This is a genomic window from Paenibacillus sp. CF095, from assembly GCF_900101225.1.
Lineage (GTDB): Bacteria > Bacillota > Bacilli > Paenibacillales > Paenibacillaceae > Paenibacillus.
On sequence record NZ_FMZN01000001.1, the window covers coordinates 2,914,223 to 2,931,044 of the forward strand.

Below are 16,822 nucleotides of genomic sequence, written 5' to 3' on the forward strand. Positions count from 1 at the left end.
GTTACAGCAGCCCTTCCATCAGGTGAATCTTCACTTGCTTCTGTTCGATGTCCACATCAAGTACTACATCATCAATAACGGGAATCAGCACTTCTTTACCAGCTGGCGTTTTGACAACCCATACATCATTGGCACCAGGAGTCAGTATTTCAGAGATCGTTCCGAGCGTTTCACCCTCTTCGGTGATGACCGAACACCCAACGATTTGATGGAAGTAGTATTCACCTTCGTCCAGCTCAGCCAGGTTCTCTTTTAACACTTTGGCCATGCCGCCTTTAAACTTTTCTACTTCATTAATGTTGCCGTACTCTTTCAGACGAAGAATATACATATTTTTATGCAAACGTGAAGATTCCACGTTAACCATGACTGGATGATTATCTGGTGTAAAGAAAAACAACTCTGCATTTTTCGCAAAACGCACTTCCGGGAAATCAGTTAAAGGCATGATTCTCACCTCACCGCGAATTCCATGCGTATTAACGATTTTACCTACATTCATAAACTCTGCCATAATTCCTCCTACGAAATTAAATCAAACTAAACAGCTACTTCGACTCTCGTACGGTCGTTCCGGCGACAGTTCGTTCTTTCGCTGGCTGTTACCCCCTCATTTTTCGAACTTAATTTAAAAGGTGAAAATGAGGTGATAAAGGCGAACGCTAACGCTTCTCCAGAATCGATCTCGTCCCCTGCACTGCTCCGAAGTCACTCATACCCAAAAATATTTTAATTCAATATCTAATCCAACTTATTAAGTTCAGCATGCACGAAAAGGGGCTAGGACATGCATCCTAACCCCCTTTCGTATATCTTTAAGATATGATATCAACGGTAACCCGTTTATCCATCTTAACTGCTGCTGATGTGACGACCGTACGAAGTGACTTCGCGATTCGTCCCTGTTTACCAATCACCTTCCCGACATCGTCAGGATGAACGGTTAACTCATAAACGACAAGCCGGTCTTTCTCAACCGTCCGAACCGCCACATCTTCCGGATGATCGACTAAAGCCTTAGCAATTATGCTTACTAATTCTTCCATAGATGACCCTCCGAATCAGCACTTTATTTAGATAATTTAGACTCGTGGAACTTCTTCATCACGCCCGCTTTGCTAAGCAAGTTGCGGACAGTGTCAGATGCTTGTGCACCGTTTTGAAGCCATGCCAATGCTTTATCTTCATCGATCTTAACAACAGCCGGTTGTTCAACCGGGTTGTAGTAACCGATCTCCTCGATAAAACGACCGTCACGTGGGGAACGGGAATCCGATACCACTACGCGGTAGAAAGGAGCTTTGTGAGCACCCATACGTTTCAGACGAATACGAACTGCCATTTGAAAATTCACCTCCTTCAATGAAATCTGTATATGATCCAGCTTCGCTTAAATCAACGGAAAGGAAACTTCATTCCTTTGCCCATACCTTTAAGCTGCTTCATCGCTTTATTTTTGCCGCCTTTAGGTCCCATCATATCCGAGAATTGTTTCATCATGCGGCGCATCTCATCAAATTGTTTGATCAGACGATTTACTTCAGCCAGAGATGTTCCGCTTCCGGTAGCAATACGCTTCCGGCGGCTATGGTTGATCATGTCCGGGTTGCGTTTCTCTTCGGTCGTCATTGAGTAAACGATCGCTTCGATCCGGCCCATCTGTTTATCATCAACCTTCAGATCCTTGGCTTGTTTCATCTTGCCCATGCCTGGAATCATATCCATGATCTGGTCGATTGGTCCCAGCTTTTTCACTTGATCCATCTGCTCCAGGAAATCTTCAAACGTGAATTCTGCATTACGCATCTTCCGTTCCATTTCCTTGGCTTTATCGGTATCAATGTTTAATTGTGCTTTCTCAATCAGAGATAACATATCACCCATACCGAGGATCCGTGAAGCCATACGTTCCGGGTGGAACGGCTCCAAAGCGTCAAGTTTCTCTCCAAGGGAAGCAAACTTGATTGGACAACCCGTAACTGCTTTGACAGAAAGCGCAGCACCACCACGAGTATCTCCATCCAGCTTCGTCAGGACAACCCCGGTCAGATTAAGCTGCTGGTTAAAGTGTTCTGCTACGTTAACCGCATCTTGACCTGTCATACTGTCTACGACAAGCAGTACTTCATCCGGATTCACTACGCTGTGAATCTGGCGAAGTTCTTCCATCAGTTCTTCATCAACATGCAGACGTCCAGCTGTATCGATAATAACATAGTCATTACCGTTATCTTTGGCATGTTGAAGACCTTGACGTGCGATCTCAACAGGGCTTGTCTGATCCCCCAGTGTGAATACCGGCGCTTTGATCTGCTCGCCAAGTACTTGCAACTGTTTGATCGCTGCCGGACGATAAATATCTCCTGCAACAAGCAATGGTCTGCTGTTTTGCTTTTGCAGCATTTTAGCCAGTTTACCCGATGTGGTTGTTTTACCAGCACCCTGCAAACCAACCATCATCAGCACCGTAGGCGGTTTGTTCGCTTTAGCCAGTTTTGCTTGGCTTCCACCCATCAAATCCGTCAGTTCCTTGTTAACGATGTCGATGATGACCATTCCTGGCGTGAAGCTCTCCATCACTTCTTTGCCAACAGCCTTCTCTTTCACCTTGGCGATGAATTCCTTGACCACTTTGAAGTTTACATCCGCTTCGAGCAATGCCAGACGTACCTCGCGCATAGCCTCGGCAACATCTTCATCAGACACCTTGCCTTTGCCGCGCAGCTTGCTGAACACATTCTGTAATCGGGTCGTTAATCCTTCAAATGCCATGATCCCACCTCCTTAAGCTTTAATACTGTTTTCAAGACCGATACGTTCCGCTCAGCCAATATTTCATTCGCTAAGCTGAGCAACGATATCGTGTATTTGTTTGTTGTTATCAATGGAGACGCCTGCGCGTTCCAATGCATTTTGCAAATCTTCAAGATTGCGATTACGCCGTTCATGCTTTTCCAGCAAGCCCAGCTTGCTTTCGTAATTTTCCAGCACTTGTTCGGCACGCTTGATATGCTCGTATACCGCCTGGCGGCTGATCTCAAACTCGGCTGCAATTTCACCAAGTGAGAAATCGTCATGAAAGTAATACTTTAGAAAAGTCTGCTGTTTCTCGGTAAGTAACAATTCATAAAAAGCAAACAGCAAGTTAATTCGGTTTGTCTTCTCAAGCCGATTTTCTTGACTCACATCGGGGCACTCCCTTCGTCAAGGAAAAACACTTTACACTCTTGCAACGTTCCTAATAATACCTAAAACAAATCAGGTTGTCAAGCAAAAATACTTGTCACAATAAAAACAGCTCTGATGATATGTTATTTCGATGTTTAACGGGTGGTTTATACCCTTTTCGCTACAAGCAAATCCTGTCTGTATCTCTGCGATCCACCTCTATGTAGAAGAAAAAACGAATGCGTCTCAGTCCGTGGAGATGCATCCGTTTATGGTGTTCTAGCGAAGTGGTGTCAGATACAGCAGTACCATAAAGAAATGAAGAATACTGCCTGCTAACACAAAGAGATGCCAAATCGCATGGTGGTACGGAAATCCACGCCATACATAAAAGAGCGTACCCAGTGTATACATCAAGCCTCCAGCAACCAGCAACACAATGCCGCCTGTAGGAATGGCAGCCATAAGAGGTTGCCAGGCAATAACGATGAGCCAGCCCATCGCAATATAGAAAATCGTGGACATGAATAGAAACTTTTTCGTAAAAAACGCCTTAAAGATCACGCCGAATAATGCGATACCCCAGATTATACCGAACAGAGTCCATCCAAGTGTACCGCGAACAGCAATAAACAAAAGCGGAGTGTACGATCCCGCAATAAACAAATAAATGGAAGAATGGTCGAAAATCTCAAATAAATCTTTCACTTTTCCATCTTTCCATGCATGAACGAGTGTAGAGCTTGTATAGAGCAGCAGCATGGTGATCCCGTAGATCGTGAAACTGACCACATGCCAAGCCGTGCCTTTCATACTTGAAAATACAATCAATATCACCAGTGCAGCTACACTGAGTGCAGCGCCGATTCCATGTGTCACCGCATTGGCGACTTCTTCACGGCGAGAATAGGTATACGTATTGGCCATTTTCAACCGTCCTTTCTAACCCTTTAACATTGCCTTCTTTATTCCCATTATACACGTATTGCCAGTGACATTACACGTGACACTTATCACGTATATCACTGGCAATACGGTTAACATTATTAATTCATGCTATTATTAATGATTCTAGGAATTAGCTTCCTCTTCTTCAGCACTTTCCGCTGGCTGTTCCTGGATTAATCCGGCGAACAAAGCATGCACAAATTGCTCAGAATCAAACGGCTGCAGATCATCAATCTTCTCACCCAGTCCTACGAGCTTCACAGGCAAGTCCAGCTCCTGACGGATCGCAACAACGATCCCCCCTTTGGCTGTTCCATCCAGTTTCGTCAGTACGAGACCAGTTACACCGCTTTTCTCACCGAAAAGTTTAGCCTGATTTAAAGCATTTTGACCTGTTGTTGCATCCAGTACCATCAGTACTTCATGCGGAGCATCCGGAATTTCACGCTGAATGACACGATAGATCTTGTTAAGCTCGTCCATCAGGTTCGATTTGTTTTGCAGACGACCTGCTGTATCACAGAGGAGAACATCCGCACCCCGTTGTTTCGCTGCCTGCACCGCATCATACATAACCGCTGCTGGATCAGAACCAGATTGCTGTTTGATCACATCGACGCCGGCACGTTGTCCCCATACTTCCAGTTGTTCAATGGCTCCGGCACGGAACGTATCTCCAGCTGCCATGATGACTTTTTTACCTTGCTGTTTAAATCGATGTGCCAGCTTGCCAATCGTTGTTGTTTTACCAACACCGTTAACACCAACAAACAAAATAACGGTAATGCCATCCGGATTCATTTTCAATTCATTATTCTGTTCGCCGCGAAGAAGATCCGTCAGTTTCTCAGACAGTACAGGCTGCAGCTCAGCCGCGTCCTCGATTTTGCGTTTTTTCACCTCAACGCGCAGGTCTTCGATCAGATTCATGACTGTATTCACGCCAACGTCTGCTCCGATCAAAATCTCTTCCAGTTCTTCATAGAACTCTTCATCGATTTTTTTGCGGCGGATAACGAGATCCGACACTTTTTCCACTAACCCTTTACGTGTCTTTTCCAATCCATCCTTGAACTGTTTGGTGACCGACTCCGTTTTGCTTGCAATGCTGTCTCTCAGCTTTTTAAAAAAACTCATAAAGCCCCTCCATCGTGTACATAATCTAAGCGCTTTTGCAAAAATGCTCAATCTGAATGATTTTCAATAATTACAATGAGTTCATTTATCTCGCAGGTTTGGATCAGATCAGGCAATTACTGCTTCCTCATCTTCCAGTTTAACCGAAACAAGCTTGGATACTCCGCCCTCTTCCATCGTAACACCGTACAGCACATCAGCCTCTTCCATCGTACCTTTACGATGGGTAACAACGATGAACTGTGTCTGTTCAGAGAATTCACGCAAGTACTGGGCAAAACGTACCACGTTAGCTTCGTCCAGCGCTGCCTCTACTTCATCCAGCACGCAGAATGGTACAGGTTTGACATGCAGAATAGCAAATAACAAAGCCATCGCCGTCAAAGCCCGCTCCCCACCGGATAACAGTTGCAGGTTTTGCAGTTTCTTGCCTGGTGGCTGAGCCACAATATCTATTCCCGTTTCAAGCAAACGCTCCGGGTCCATCAGAACAAGGTCAGCACGTCCTCCGCCAAACAGCTTGGTAAACACGGTACCGAACTCACGGCGGATTGCATCAAACGTGATCTTGAATCGCTTCGCCATCTCGTCTTCCATTTCCCGAATAACCTGATACAACGTTGTTTTAGCTTCCACCAGGTCATTCTTCTGTTCACTCAGGAACTCGTATCGCTCATTGACCCGCTGGAACTCCTCAATCGCTCCCAGGTTCACATCACCCAGGGCGGATATACTACGCTTCAGCTTTTGTACCTCTGCCTGTGTATGCTCCACGTCTTCCGGCACAGGATAACGCTCTTTGGCCAGTTCATAACCCAGTTCGTATTCATCCGTCAGCTTTCGCAGTATATTTTCCAGCTCAACATCCAACCGGTTCACGGAAATTTCCGTCTGTCGCATCTGCTCTTCCACAGCTTTTAACTGCGTACGCTGTTCCTTCGTTTCGCTCTCGGCAAGCTCAAGCTTTTTCGACAACTCACTTCGGGCAGCACGTTTGAAGTCCAGCTCCTGGGAAGCTTCCGCTTTTTTCAGCTTGTACTGGTTCAGATCTTCAATCTGCTTGACACTCTCGGTTTGTGTTTTCTTGAGATCTGCTTCCATCGAAGCCAGCAACGTGCGATTCTGACGCAGATCTTTGACCAGCGACTCCACTTCACGCTCCAGACGCCGCAATTGTTCTCCATTGGAGAATCGCTCCTGATCAAGCTTGCCTTCGCGCACTTTCAATTCGGTGAGTTGGCTCTGCAATTCTTCCTTCGCGGATTCATTGGCTTTCCGGGCAAACTCAGCTGCATGAATGGCACGATGAGTCGCTTTTTCTTCCTCTTCAAGCTGCTCCAGCTTCTTCACAGCAACGATGCGAGCCGTATCCAGCTCTTTGATCTCTTCGGTGAATCCGCTCTTCTCCTGCCCGGCAACGGCAACCTGTTCTAGCACATGGCGAAGCTCGTGCTCTACCTGCTTCATTTCCATCGAAGCCTGCTGTTCTGCATTTCGGGTGTCGTCACCGGACTGACGAAGTTCATCCAGTTTGTCCTGACACTGTTCCAGTTGAACTTTTACATCATCCACACTGCGATGCAGTTTCACGATCTGATTTTCGGTATCCAAAATATCCTGGTCGAGCTGGTCCAGCTGCCGTTTCCGGCTGAGCAGACTCACATTTTTCTTGTGCTGGCTACCACCTGTCATGGAACCACCCGCATTGACCACGTCACCTTCAAGCGTCACAACCCGGAAACGATACTGGCAGCGAGCCGCAATTTTATTGGCGACCTCCAGAGTTTCAGCAATAATAACATTACCTAACAGACTGCCAATGATCGAAGCGTACTTGGATTCGAATTGTACAAGATCAGCACCAATCCCCACAAAACCCTCCATGCCTTCGATCATGGAACGTTCAGCCGCTCCAATGGCACGAGGACGAATGACATCCAGAGGCAGGAACGTTGCACGCCCCAACTGGCGTTGCTTCAGGAAAGCGATTGCCTGTCTGGAAACTGATTCATTTTCCATGACCACATGTTGCAAGGATGCTCCCATTGCTGTCTCTACCGCAAGCTCGATCTTTTCGGGAACTTTGACGAGTTCAGCCACAGCTCCATGAACACCGGTAAGCGTGCCTTTACGCGAAGCCTTGAGAACCTCCTTGACACCCAGCATGAATCCGTCAAAATCATCCTGCATCTCTTTCATCGTATCGCGGCGGGAAACTTGAGCTTCACGCTTCTGTTCCCATTTACGAACTGTGCCCCGACTTTCTTCAAGCAGCTTCTGCAGCGACTGGAGTCGTTCACTTTCCGTAATGTAACCACCACGTAGATCACTGATTTCTTTGCCCAAGCGAACAACTTTTTTCTCAATGTCCGCTTTGCGACTTTCCAGTGTCTCTTTCTGCTCTTCCCATTTACCTGATTCTTCAGCCGCGCGATTCATTCTGCGCTCCAGCGTTTCTTTCTGCTGATCCACATAACGAATTTCATTGCGTGTCTGAGCCATCTGATTCATCAGTTCCAGCAAGTTGCCTTTGAGGCTTTCCTCTTGCTGTTGACTAATGCCACCTGTAACACCGATGAGTTTGGCTTCTTCCTGGGACAACTGATTTCTCACATCATTCAGTTCATGCTCAAGTTTGCCAAACTTCTCACGCAGTGCAAGCAGCTCGGTTTCCCGTTCGCGATGTCTCTCTTCACTGGCGGCAAGCGTTACTTTAAGCTGCTCCTGATTTGTTTGCAGATGATGGGAACGCTCCTTGAGCAATTCTCCAAGCCCTTCACTTTTCTCTGTCGCTTCACTGAATTGCAATAAAGCGGCTTGCAGTTGCTCTGTCTCTGTTTCCAGGATACGCAGCGCATTTCGATCATTTTCCAGCTTGGCATCATGCGTAGAGACAATCGCCGCCAGTCCAACCTCTTCCTGTTTTAGCAATTGCAGGCGCTCATTAGCCTTACTCCAGGAAGCATGAATCTGTTCGATCTGGTACACATACATGGAGATCTCTTGCGATTTGAGCTGTGAACGAAGTTCCTTATAGTGGATCGCTTTCTCTGATTGTTCCTTTAGCGGTCCAATCTGATCTTCCAGTTCAGTCACCAGATCATGAATACGCAGCAAATTCTGCTCTGTCTCATCCAGTTTGCGCGTCGCATCCCGCTTGCGGGATTTATATTTAACGATACCTGAAGCTTCTTCAAAGATGCCTCTGCGATCCTCTGAACGGGTACTCAGAATCTCTTCGATTCGCCCCTGTCCAATAATCGAGTAGGCTTCCTTACCAATGCCGGTATCCATAAACAACTCCGTGATATCCTTCAAACGACAAGATTGCTTGTTAATAAAATATTCACTATCTCCGCTGCGATGTACACGACGAGTCACCGTCACCTCACCGAAATCCAATGCAAGTGCATGATCCTCGTTATCAAGTGTTAGCGACACCTCACCGAAATTAACGGCTTTCCGTGCGTCACTGCCTGCAAAGATGATATCTTCCATCTTGCCACCACGCAGCGACTTGGCACTTTGTTCCCCCAGAACCCAGCGAATTCCGTCGGATATATTACTCTTGCCACTTCCGTTCGGACCTACAACAGCCGTAATGCCACGAACGAACTCCATCTCCGTTTTGTCGGCGAATGACTTGAATCCACCCAATTCAATCCGTTTTAAAAACATAGGGTTTCTCGTCACCTCCTCTTGCAAATTTCAAGTATTGCATTCCAGCGCCGAAATAAATTGAACCATTGCATTACACATGATCACTCCAATTGCAGTACCATCCTCCAATTGCGATTGGTTCTGCACTCTTCGTTTTGTGTAAAAAAGGTTCAACTTATTAGTTAACGATCAGGCATACTCCCCCTGAACCTCTTTACAAAAAAAAGAGCAAAAAGCAGTCCGGCCGATTACTTCCGCCGGGGCGGACCCGCGGGCTGCTCTTTGCTCTTCGTTTGTCTATGCGCTATCGGTTAAGCTCCGGCTTCCGGAAGCTTCAGTCGATCAAGTGCTGCAGATGCAGCCTGTTGTTCCGCTTCCTTTTTGGAACGTCCTGTACCTCTGCCAAGCCGTTCTTGACCCATATGGACCTCCGAGACAAACTCACGTTCATGGGCAGGTCCCCGTTCCTCAACGATACGGTACTCCAAAGCTCCCATATTGTGATGCTGAGTAAGTTCCTGCAGTTCCGTTTTGTAATCACTCATTTGCAGCTTGCTGCCCAATACGATTAATGGGAAGACATGCTGGTCGAGAAATGCCCGGACAGGCGCAAGCCCCTGATCCAGATACAATGCACCAATGAAAGATTCAAACACATCTGCCAGCAGAGCCGGCCGTGTCCGTCCTCCAGTTAGTTCCTCACCTTTACCAAGAAGTACATACTGCCCAAAACCCAACGCTTCAGCAAATTTGACGAGGGAAGGCTCACAGACAATGGATGCCCGCAGCTTAGTTAATTCACCTTCCGGACGGTTAGGATACAAATGATACAAGTACTCCGATACAGTCAGTTCCAGCACGGCATCGCCCAGAAACTCCAGGCGCTCGTTGTCCTGATGCTGACTGAACCGGTGTTCGTTTACATAGGAAGCATGGGTAAACGCTTGTTTTAAAAGCTGCCTGTTGTCAAATTTGATTTGAAGTTTATGTTGTAACTGCTTCAGATCTTCACTCAAACGAACTAGCCCCTTATGCTTCAAATTTTTTGAGAATAATGGTGGCATTGTGACCGCCGAATCCAAATGAATTGGACATGGCAATATTAACTTTGGTTTGACGTGGAACATTTGGTACATAATCCAGATCACATTCCGGGTCCTGATTTTCCAGGTTAATCGTTGGAGCCAGTGTCTGATGTGTCAGGGACAATCCGCAGATGACCGCTTCTACACCACCAGCAGCGCCAAGCATGTGACCCGTCATGGATTTAGTGGAACTCACGGCGAGCTTGTACGCATGATCACCAAACGCCTTTTTGATCGCAAGCGTTTCGGATCTGTCGCCTACAGGCGTCGAAGTTCCGTGTGCATTAATGTAGTCCACTTCTTCAGGCTCAATACCCGCATTACGAAGTGCCATCTTCATGCAACGTGCTGCTCCGTCCGGATCTGGTTCTGTCATGTGATGTGCATCACCTGTCAGACCGTAACCGATCACTTCACCATAAATGCGTGCACCACGTTTTTGAGCATGCTCCAGGGATTCCAGAATCAGAACACCAGCGCCTTCGCCCATAACAAAACCATCACGTTCTGTATCAAAAGGACGGCTTGACTTCGCAGGATCATCATTACGTGTAGACATTGCGCGCATCGCACAGAACCCTGCAAGACCCGTTGGTCTGATTGTTGCTTCCGCACCACCACAGATCATGGCATCTGCATCACCATTGGCAATCAGCTTAAAGGAATCTCCGATAGAGTGTGTACCTGTTGCACAAGCGGTAACAACGTTAATGTTAGGACCTTTGGCACCAAGAGAGATGGACATTTGGCCTGAAGCCATGTTGGAGATCATCATGGGAATGAAGAATGGGCTTACCCGTTTTGGACCTTTTTGCAACAATGCATTATGTTGGTCCTCCCACGTACCCAATCCACCAATACCTGATCCGATGGATACACCGAAACGCTCTGCATCAATATTCTCGTTAATTTTCAGACCACTGTCTTCAACGGCTTTGAAACCTGCTGCCACAGCGAACTGTACAAAACGGTCCATTTTGCGAGCATCCTTACGATCCATATATTCTTCCGGGTTGAAATCCTTGATCTCGGCTGCAATCTGTGTCGTGTATTCACTAACATCAAACGCCTCAATCTGAGAAATTCCGGACTTTCCTGCCATTAAACTGCCCCAGAACGTTTCCAAATCTTTTCCGAGCGATGTCATTACGCCCATTCCGGTAATTACTACTCTTTGTTTCAAACCGAGTCACCTCTATATCGACTGCATTACGCAAGTATTTTGTGGGAATATCCGCAAACAGACATCTATTCAACCAAGATAGGCCTGTTTGAGTAGAGCTGCTTGCGGAATGAGAAAAACCAATGAATGATGAGAAGTCCCGCCTGTTCGAAAACATGTGCGGGACTAAAAATGACTTTAGGTATGAGATTGTATGTAGTTTACAACTTCACCTACGGTCGTGATTTTTTCTGCATCTTCATCAGAGATTTCCAAATCAAATTCATCTTCCAATTCCATGACCAATTCCACTACATCCAAAGAATCAGCACCCAAATCTTCTTTGAAAGATGCTTCAAGTGTAACTTCAGCTTCGTCTGCGCCCAAGCGGTCGACGACGATGCGTTTTACACGCTCCAATACATCGGACATCCGGTTCACCTCCTTCTTTGGTATTATACGAGAATCGCAGGCAAAATGCCATAGAAGACATATGCGGCTCCCGGCCGGGGAACCCGGCCTTTTTCCGGCATTTCGGATCGTCCAGCGCCTGTTCCCCGACTATTGTTCAAGTCTGGGAAGAATTACATGTACATGCCACCATCAACATGCAGCGTCTGCCCTGTCATATAAGATGAAGCCTGTGAAGCCAGGAAAGTGACTACACCGGCGATTTCATCCGGCTGACCCAAACGAGACAACGGAATACCACTTAGCATACCGTCCACCAGCTCCTGGGACAACTCTTTTGTCATATCTGTCTCAATGAAACCTGGTGCAACACAGTTAACTGTGATTCCACGAGAAGCCAGTTCACGAGCAGATGCCTTTGTCAGGCCAATGACTCCTGCTTTGGCAGCAACATAGTTCGCTTGTCCAGCATTACCAAGCACACCTACAACCGAGGAGATATTGATAATTCTTCCCGACCGTTGTTTCATCATTGGACGTGTAACCGCCTTAAGGCAGTTAAACACACCTTTGAGATTGGTTTCAATAACCTGATCGAATTCTTCCTCTTTCATACGCATGATCAGATTATCACGGGTAATGCCAGCATTGTTCACCAGAATATCAACGTTTCCCCATGCTTCGAGAGTAGCTTTGACCATTTGTTCAGCTTCATCCATCAGACCAACATTGGCTTGAAGTGTAATCGCCTTGACTCCTTTGGCACGAATCGCTTCCGCCACTTCCTCAGCTGCCGCTTGGCTACCCGCATAATTCACGGCTACGTTCGCTCCAGCTTCTGCAAGTGCCAGTGCAATACTGCGCCCAATGCCCCGGGATGCCCCGGTAACGAGTGCATTTTTACCTTCTAATGGTTTAGACATAATCATTCCTCCTTTCCCCAAATCTATATCAGTTCAACCAAAGAATGTTTACACTTGCCACTCCGATGACAGAATAACCTTCCGATCGCTGTTATCCCCAGATTTTTTTGATTCCCTTTTCTAAAGGGAAAATCCGGTGATAAAGGCGAACACTCCGCTTCTTCAGGTTTTTTCTGTCCTCTCCGTTCTCGTGTAAAAAGTTTAGTTTAACTCATATAATTCCTTCTAATTCACTTGCCGTTGCTTCGAGCGTTTCAAGACTGTTCACATTGTACAGTTTTACGGTTTTATCTGTTTTTTTAATCAAACCGGTCAATACACTGCCAGATCCAATCTCGATGAACGTATCCACGCCTTGCTCAATAAGCCATGTCACACTGTCTTCCCATAATACAGGAGAATAGACCTGAGCTGTCAACAAATCCTGAACCTGTCCATCTTCTGCAGGTCTTGCAGTCACATTAGCGACTACAGGGACCGCTGCCGGTGATAACGTAACGGTTTTCAGTTTCTCTGCCAGCTTCTCAGCTGCACCCTTCATCAAGGAAGAGTGGAACGGACCGCTTACTTCAAGTGTAATAGCGCGTTTACCACCCGCTTCTTTCACTCGTTCTGCGACAGCAGCTACGCCTTCCTTCACACCAGAAATGACGATTTGTCCCGGACAATTCATGTTGGCAAGTTCAACCGCATGACCACTTTCAGATACGTCACGGCAAAGCACCCCCAGCGCTTCCCGATCCGCACCCAACACAGCAGCCATCGCTCCTTGTCCACCCGGTACTGCCTGTTCCATATACTGACCACGTGCCCGCACAGTGCTCACTGCGTCAGCAAACGATAGAACGCCCGCTGCCACCAGTGCACTGTATTCTCCCAGACTGTGTCCAGCCGTATAATCAGGCTGAATTCCTTTTTCTTTGAAAGCTTCAAGCAAGGCAATACTTGCTGTCAACAGAGCCGGTTGTGTATTTGATGTCTGTTTCAACTCGGTCTCCGGTCCTTCAAATACAAGGTTGCTCAGCGAGAAACCCAATGTTTCATCTGCTGTGCGAAAAATCTCGGTTGCCGCAGGCACGGACTCATACGCGTCCTTGGCCATGCCTACAGCCTGTGATCCCTGTCCGGGAAATACAAATGCTATTTTACCCATCTCATTCATCTCCCAGATGTCTATTTTACCAAACGAGTACCGATGCTCCCCATGTCAAACCGCCACCGAATCCAACCATCAGAACGGTATCTCCTGCTTTCATGCGACCTTCCTCCGCAGCTTCTACCAGAGCAAGCGGGATGGAAGCAGCAGATGTGTTTGCATACTTATCCACGTTGACTACAACCTTTTCTTCAGGAAGTTCAAGTCGTTGCATCGCAGATTGGATAATCCGAATATTCGCTTGGTGAGGAACAAACAGATCCACATCCGTACGCTCCATACCAGCCTTGCGTAATACCTCAATGGTAGCCGTCCCCATGACACGTACCGCAAACTTGAACACTTCACGACCGTTCATGTAGATGTAATGTTTTTTATTTTCAACGGTCTCTGCGGAAGCAGGCAGACGGGAACCGCCGCCTTCCATCTGAAGAAGACTACCGCCAGCACCTTCGGCACCGAGATCGAATGCTTTGAAGCCGCGACCTTCGGGAACTTCACCAACAACTACCGCGCCTGCTCCATCACCAAAGAGGACACATGTGTTACGGTCTGTATAATCCGTAATACGAGACAAACAGTCCGCACCAATAACAAGTGCATTGTTGTACATACCGCTTTGGATGAAGCTCGTAGCACTTGCCAAACCGTATACAAATCCGGAACAAGCAGCCGACAGATCAAATGCCGCGGCACCTTTTGCACCCAATTTGTCCTGCAAGATGCAGGCTGTCGATGGGAACGAAGAATCCGGAGTAATGGTTGCAACAATAATCAGATCAAGATCACTGCCTGTCATGCCTGCAGATTCAAGGGCTTTAATAGCCGCTTCATATGCCAGATCAGAAGTTGCCTGATCGGGTGCAGCGATGTGACGCTCTTTGATTCCAGTACGACTGACGATCCACTCGTCATTGGTATCGACCATTTTCTCCAGATCGCTATTTGTCAAAATTTTCTCAGGCACATATTTCCCTGTACCAATAACCCCTACTGGGCGCAAATTATTCATATCGTCACTCACTTCCCGCTAATTTCCTTAGATATACTCTCTACCAGCTGATTCTGCACTGCAATCCGAGCTTGGCGCACAGCATTTTTGATGGCATTGCCATCAGCAGATCCATGACTTTTCACAACCAGTCTGCTCAAACCAAGGAGCGGCGCTCCGCCATGCTCCGTATAATCCAGCTTTCGTTTCAACCCACGCAGCTCAGGCATTAGTACAGCTGCAGCCAGTTTACTTTTGAGAGAAGATGAAAATTGTTCCTTAAGCAAGGCGAAAATGGCACCTGCTGTGCCTTCCAGCGACTTCAGCAGTATATTCCCTGCAAAACCGTCACATACAAGCACATCACAAGCACCAGTCAGCACATCACGTGCCTCAACATTACCGACAAACCGAATTGGGAGTTGTTCCAGTAAAGGATATGCATGTTTGGTTAACTCATTTCCCTTGCCTGGCTCTGTTCCTACATTGAGCAAGCCCACTCGTGGGGACTCAATGCCCTGTACTTTTTGCCGATACAAACTGCCCATCAGGCCATATTGTGCAAGGTGCTCCGGTTTGGCATCCATATTCGCTCCCAGATCCAGCGCAAGCACACCTACATCATCAATCGTTGGAATCATAGGCGCAAGCGCCGGACGTTCAATGCCTTCCATGCGACCTACAACAAGCAAACCCGCTGTCATCAGCGCTCCGGTATTGCCCGCCGAGATCATCGCGTCCGCTTCGCCCTCTTTCAGCATGCGGCCTGCGACCACCATGGAGGCATCCTTCTTGCGACGCACTGCTTTGACAGGTTCATCATCCGAACCAATAACTTCGGAAGCATGCCGGACCGTAAGATTGGCAGGTCTCACACCTGACTGACTCAAAAGAGGCTCCAGCTTGGCTTCATCGCCGATCAGGACGATCTGTGTATCCGCCCATTCCGTGGCTGCGGCAATTGCACCTTCTACCGTTGATGCAGGTGCATTGTCGCCTCCCATGGCATCAATGACGATTTTCATTCCAAATGACCTCCTTCTCCGCTGTCTTCTCCACCTGAATGGTAGATTACAAAGTTGCCTTGAAACACCATTTCTTCACCTACATAAGTGAATACTTCCACTTTGGCTTTGCCCTTTTGACCCGGAATCGATCTCACATAAGCCTTTGCAATACATTTCTCTCCCAAATGAACCGAACGGACAAAGCGAATGTCTGCTGATGCAGTCAACGCGATCTCGTCATTAATAATCGCTACAGCCAAGGAGTTAGCCTGTGCAAAGACATAGTGTCCACGTGCAATGCCTGTTCTGGAAAACACGTGTTCTTCCTTAATCTCAAACAGGGAAATCCCGCTTTTGTCCAGTTGTAGATCCACAATATCACCGATAATCTCATGCAAGGGCAACGAGCGTACCTGATCATACGAGAGCTCTGCCATCAGTTTCATCCGCTCCCGAAGTTCGGGTATTCCAAGTTCCAGCCTGTCAAGACGAATCGTCTGAATACTTACCTTCAATTGGCGTGTAAGTTCCTGATCCGTCACAAACGGGTTCTCTTCTATCATTTTGGTTAACTGCTGTTGCCTCTGTCTCTTCGGTACACGTTCGATGCCTGACACCCCCCGCTGTATCGTTTACGGAACCGTCCCGTCCGGCCAGTTCAACCATTCTTTCGTGTTGCTTCTATAGTTGCATCCCTGGTCACCAGGGTCGTTCTCAAACGGATTATGGTTCATCTATATGTAACGTCAAATCTTAGAACCTGGTACTAAACTATAGTATATCTCATCCCGTGTCAAAAAGAAAGACTGGCCTAACAAAAACAATTCACCCTTGTGGAGCAAGGATTTCATGCTAGTTAGCTCACTCTACCTACAATCTCTAATCCAAAAAAAGTAGCACCTCATCGAAATGAAGTGCTACTTAATGTCCAACTATTATTGAGAGATGATCTCTCTTGCTTTGTACGTTCCGCACACTTTGCACACGTGGTGACTAAGTTTAAGTTCGCCACATTGTTCACATTTCACCATGCCCGGTACAGCCAATTTAAAGTGAGTGCGACGTTTGTCGCGACGCGTCTTGGACGTTCTCCGTTGAGGTACTGCCATTATTCCCACCTCCTTATCAAAATCAACCTTTGCAGGTAGTCTTAAAATGTTCGATTTTCAATCAT

17 protein-coding genes are annotated in these 16,822 nt (G+C 47.1%); all 17 read right to left on the reverse strand.

Features of this window, described 5'->3' with window-relative positions; translation table 11 throughout:
* Window position 1: 1 nt before the first annotated feature.
* Window positions 2-514, reverse strand: coding sequence for a ribosome maturation factor RimM (gene rimM / locus BLS69_RS12645; protein WP_091031941.1), 513 nt, complete (start codon window positions 512-514; stop codon window positions 2-4).
* 301 nt (window positions 515-815) lie between these two features.
* The gene (locus tag BLS69_RS12650) at window positions 816-1,046 is read right to left on the reverse strand and encodes a KH domain-containing protein (protein ID WP_024630185.1); all 231 of its coding nucleotides are present in this window, start codon (window positions 1,044-1,046) and stop codon (window positions 816-818) included.
* A gap of 23 nt (window positions 1,047-1,069) precedes the next feature.
* Entirely contained in the window at window positions 1,070-1,342 is a 273-nt protein-coding gene (gene rpsP / locus BLS69_RS12655) for a 30S ribosomal protein S16 (RefSeq protein WP_017689219.1), read from the reverse strand.
* Between the two features lie 53 nt (window positions 1,343-1,395).
* A complete protein-coding gene (gene ffh / locus BLS69_RS12660) occupies window positions 1,396-2,772 on the reverse strand; it encodes a signal recognition particle protein (RefSeq protein ID WP_062833767.1) in 1,377 nt (458 codons plus the stop codon).
* 63 nt (window positions 2,773-2,835) lie between these two features.
* The gene (gene ylxM, locus BLS69_RS12665) at window positions 2,836-3,186 is read right to left on the reverse strand and encodes a YlxM family DNA-binding protein (RefSeq protein WP_017689221.1); all 351 of its coding nucleotides are present in this window, start codon (window positions 3,184-3,186) and stop codon (window positions 2,836-2,838) included.
* 261 nt (window positions 3,187-3,447) lie between these two features.
* Complete coding sequence (locus BLS69_RS12670; protein ID WP_017689222.1) at window positions 3,448-4,095, reverse strand: PAQR family membrane homeostasis protein TrhA; 648 nt, start codon at window positions 4,093-4,095, stop codon at window positions 3,448-3,450.
* Window positions 4,096-4,239: 144 nt separating this feature from the next.
* Entirely contained in the window at window positions 4,240-5,253 is a 1,014-nt protein-coding gene (ftsY, locus tag BLS69_RS12675) for a signal recognition particle-docking protein FtsY (RefSeq protein ID WP_091031943.1), read from the reverse strand.
* A gap of 108 nt (window positions 5,254-5,361) precedes the next feature.
* Window positions 5,362-8,931, reverse strand: coding sequence for a chromosome segregation protein SMC (gene smc, locus BLS69_RS12680; protein WP_091031945.1), 3,570 nt, complete (start codon window positions 8,929-8,931; stop codon window positions 5,362-5,364).
* 293 nt (window positions 8,932-9,224) lie between these two features.
* Window positions 9,225-9,929: a ribonuclease III gene (gene rnc, locus BLS69_RS12685; RefSeq protein WP_091031948.1), complete on the reverse strand. Its 705-nt coding sequence runs from the start codon at window positions 9,927-9,929 to the stop codon at window positions 9,225-9,227.
* A 13-nt stretch (window positions 9,930-9,942) separates the two neighbouring features.
* Window positions 9,943-11,181: a beta-ketoacyl-ACP synthase II gene (gene fabF / locus BLS69_RS12690; RefSeq protein WP_062833763.1), complete on the reverse strand. Its 1,239-nt coding sequence runs from the start codon at window positions 11,179-11,181 to the stop codon at window positions 9,943-9,945.
* Window positions 11,182-11,358: 177 nt separating this feature from the next.
* On the reverse strand, window positions 11,359-11,592 hold the full coding sequence (gene acpP, locus BLS69_RS12695; protein WP_024630176.1) for an acyl carrier protein: 234 nt from the start codon (window positions 11,590-11,592) through the stop codon (window positions 11,359-11,361).
* A gap of 152 nt (window positions 11,593-11,744) precedes the next feature.
* On the reverse strand, window positions 11,745-12,494 hold the full coding sequence (gene fabG, locus BLS69_RS12700; protein ID WP_017689228.1) for a 3-oxoacyl-[acyl-carrier-protein] reductase: 750 nt from the start codon (window positions 12,492-12,494) through the stop codon (window positions 11,745-11,747).
* Between the two features lie 211 nt (window positions 12,495-12,705).
* Entirely contained in the window at window positions 12,706-13,647 is a 942-nt protein-coding gene (fabD, locus tag BLS69_RS12705) for an ACP S-malonyltransferase (protein WP_091031951.1), read from the reverse strand.
* Window positions 13,648-13,672: 25 nt separating this feature from the next.
* Window positions 13,673-14,662, reverse strand: coding sequence for a beta-ketoacyl-ACP synthase III (locus tag BLS69_RS12710; protein WP_091034990.1), 990 nt, complete (start codon window positions 14,660-14,662; stop codon window positions 13,673-13,675).
* An 8-nt stretch (window positions 14,663-14,670) separates the two neighbouring features.
* Window positions 14,671-15,666, reverse strand: a complete 996-nt coding sequence (gene plsX, locus BLS69_RS12715) for a phosphate acyltransferase PlsX (protein ID WP_017689231.1) — start codon at window positions 15,664-15,666, stop codon at window positions 14,671-14,673.
* Window positions 15,663-16,211 carry a transcription factor FapR gene (gene fapR / locus BLS69_RS12720; RefSeq protein ID WP_047842457.1) on the reverse strand — a complete coding sequence of 183 codons (549 nt, stop codon included), beginning with the start codon at window positions 16,209-16,211 and terminating at the stop codon, window positions 15,663-15,665. Before fapR ends, plsX begins: the two co-directional genes overlap by 4 nt.
* Window positions 16,212-16,583: 372 nt before the next feature.
* A complete protein-coding gene (gene rpmF / locus BLS69_RS12725; RefSeq protein ID WP_017689233.1) occupies window positions 16,584-16,757 on the reverse strand; it encodes a 50S ribosomal protein L32 in 174 nt (57 codons plus the stop codon).
* Between the last annotated feature and the right edge of the window lie 65 nt (window positions 16,758-16,822).